2 protein-coding genes and 1 pseudogene are annotated in these 3384 nt (G+C 57.2%); all 3 read left to right on the plus strand.

Translation table 11 applies throughout. From position 1 onward, the window contains the following. Positions 1–342 (plus strand): PilW family protein (locus VNZ65_RS23060; RefSeq protein ID WP_325673247.1); only part of this gene is annotated, 342 nt, incomplete at its 5' end. Between the two features lie 66 nt (positions 343–408). After that, complete coding sequence (locus tag VNZ65_RS23065; protein WP_325673249.1) at positions 409–984, plus strand: hypothetical protein; 576 nt, start codon at positions 409–411, stop codon at positions 982–984. Positions 985–1053: 69 nt separating this feature from the next. After that, a pseudogene (locus VNZ65_RS23070) lies at positions 1054–3384 on the plus strand (hypothetical protein); the annotation flags it as partial.

Genomic DNA, 3384 nt, shown 5'->3' on the forward strand with positions numbered 1-3384 from the left:
GACGGCGTGGTCGAGATGCACGCGATCTACGGCGTCGACAAAGCCAACAACGGCACGCTTGTGTGGACCGCTCCCACAGGCGGCTACGCTGCCAGCGCATTGCTGGACGGCAGCGTCAATGCCGGCAAACTGATTGCCTCCATCAAGGCAATCCGCATCGGCATGATTACCCGTTCCGCGGTGGAGGACAAGGACACGGTTTCATCAGCGACCTTGCCTGCAATGTTCGACGGCACGGCGTTTTCCTATGCCAGGACCTTGAGCGCCGCGGAACAGAAATTCCGCTATCGCGTGCTGGACGCCACCATTCCCTTGCGCAATGCGCTTGCACTGAGTAACTGAGGAGGGCATGCCATGACCATATATTCACTTTCCCAATGGCGATGCGGTGATTCGCGCGATATGTGCATGGCCGGTCTGAAATCGCGCCGGCACATAAGGCAGCGCGGGTCGGTATTGATCCTGGCCCTGATTTCTCTGCTGATACTGATGCTGGCCAGCGTCGCGCTGATCAGTTCGACCGACACCTCTTTGCTGACCGCCGGTAATCTGGCCTTTAAACGTGATCTGGCAAATCAGGCTGAGCGTGCCGTGGCACAGGTCAGGAGCCAGTTTGTGAGCGGCGCGCTGGTGTCGGAAGCAGTTTTGTACAACGACCAGGCGGCGCAAAATTATTGGGCTCACGTCTTGCCCTCGACCAAACTGCCGGGTATCCCCGATGTTTTGATCGCGTCGGCCAAAAAAGACGACATCACCGACACTGCCATGGGCATCAGGCTGCGCTATGTAATTGACCGCATGTGCATATCGGGTACGGTGCCCGACAAGGCGACTTGCACCATGGGTTCGTTTGTCGACGACAAGGGAGGTACCGGCGGCGCCACCAAAGTGAGCGCCGGCCTGGGGCCGGTGTACCGGCTCACGATCATGGCGCTCGGCCCGCGCAATACCCAGACGTTTACCCAGATTACGTTCACTCACTAAAGCGCAGATGGCTGCCGGGCACATGTTCACCCGTACGAACTGCATTCGCACAAACAGGAGCATCAGTACATGAATCGAATTTCCAAGACACTGCAGGCGCCGCATTGGCTGAACCGCCTGCTGCTGGCTGTGCTGATGCTGGGCGGTGCTGGCGCACAGTGTGCTGCGCAAGCGCAAACCGCACTTAACGATACCCCCATGTTCAGCAGCATTATTGTGCCCTCCAATGTGCTGCTGACCCTATCGGTTGAATATCCCACGGCGACCAGCCGCGCGCATACCGGCGCGTATGCATCGGCTTCAACGTTCATCGGCTATTTCGACCCTGAAAAATGCTACGACTATGACAATGTCAATGGCTATTTTGCGGCGAGCAAGGCCGCCGCGAGCCACGTCTGTTCAGGGCAATGGAGCGGCAATTTCCTGAATTGGGCGACTACCTCAACCATCGATCCCTTCCGCTGGGCGTTGACCGGCGGTTATCGTGCAATAGACACCAAGACTGCCACGATATTGCAAAAAAATTATATGCCGGCCAGTCAAGGAGGGGTAAAGAACTTCCCGGTACAGGCAATTGCCAAGGACGCGGCGACGATAAGCGCGGCTACGCCATTCAGCGGCAAAAACTGGAAAAACATCTATGTGCGCGTGTATGGCTTCGGTACTTCGATGCGGGTGTCGAACAGCAATGACAACACCACCATCAGCGTCGACGACACTCCCGGTACTTTCGGGACTTTCGCTGCCACCGCATATACGTCGGGCGGAAAGAACATCCCGGCGTCGAGCACGACTGCCGGCGCTACCTTCGATATACCGGTGCTGGTCAAGGTCTGCGATCCGAATGCGGTCTCGCTGGAGAGCAACTGCACCCAATACGGCGGCAATATTTACAAGCCGACCGGTTTGATTCAAAACAATTCCGACAAATTACGCTTCGCAGCGTTCTCTTATCTGAATGATTCAAACCTCTTGCGCGATGGCGGCGTAATGCGCGCCAGGATGAAATCCGTCGGTCCCAAGACGCCGGTGCCGGGATCGACTAGCCTCGATAACCTGCAAAAAGAATGGGATCCTGCTACAGGCATCTTTGTGGATAATCCCGACAGCGCCGACGCTACCGCCACAGGGAAAGCCACCGGCGGCACCATCGCCAATAGCGGCGTCATCAATTATTTGAATAAATTCGGCTTTGCCAGCCAGATCTACAAGAGTGCGGATCCGGTCAGCGAATTGTATTACGCGGCGATTCGCTATCTCAGGAACGTAGGCAATGTTCCTGAATACACCAGTGGTTTGAATACCGCCATGGCGGACGGTTTCCCGGTGATTACCAGCTGGGACGATCCGGTCCAGTACGCTTGCCAAAAGAATTTCATTATCGGCATCGGCGATGAAAATACCCATGCCGATGCCAATCTTCCCGGTAGCACAATCGCCGACCCCAGCACAGAACCTGCCATGCCGACCAGCGTAGCGGCCGACGTGCCGGTGCCAGGAGTCAAAAGCTCTGCGATCGATGTCCGGCTGGCGACCAATCAGGTCGGCGCACTGGAAGGCCTGGGCAATCTTGGAGAGATGCATCCGACCTGGTGTTGCGACAATAGCAGTTATTTTATCGCCGGTCTCGCTTATGCAGCCCATACCGGCGATCTGCGGCCCAACGATTTCGGCAGCAAGAAGAGAAACTTCACTACCACCGCGGCAACCTACTGGCTGGATGTGATGGAACGTGGCGTAGAGAGAAAAAGCAATCAATATTGGCTTGCCGCCAAATACGGCGGCTTCACTGTTCCTGCCGGCTACAGCACTTATGGCAAACCCACCGCGTTGCCACAATCGAGCTGGAACAAAGCCGGCGATACAGACCGCAACGGCGATTTACGGCCGGATAATTATTATGATGCAGGCAAGGCTGGCCTGATGGTGTCTTCGTTGACCGATGCCTTTAAGAGCATTAATTCGGCAGCGCAGTATTCTTCGTCGCTGGCGGTAGCATCGCCGGTGAGCATCACTGATGGGACAGTCAGCTACAGCACGCAGTATTTCGCGGTCAACTGGTCGGGCGAGGTGATTGCCAGCGCGCTGCAGTTCGACGCGACGAGCGGGCAAGTGGTCGCCACTACTCCCGCATGGGATGCTCGCGCGTTGTTGGAAACGCAAGCTGTTGCCACCGGCAGTGGCAGCAGCTTGGTCGCCGGCTGGGACACACAACGCTTCATCGCCACCAGAGACGGCGGCAAAGGGGTGCCGTTCCGTGCCGCCAATATCGGCAATGCAGCCAATGCCGCAGCCCTGACCGTGCCTGGTGCGACCGTAGCCGACGTCGTCAATTTTCTGCGCGGCGACCGCAGCAAGGAAGGCAGTCCTTTCCGTCAACGCGCGTATCTGCTGGGCGAT

Origin of the sequence: Collimonas sp., assembly GCF_035566555.1 — a bacterium.
Classification (GTDB): Bacteria; Pseudomonadota; Gammaproteobacteria; order Burkholderiales; family Burkholderiaceae_D; genus Collimonas.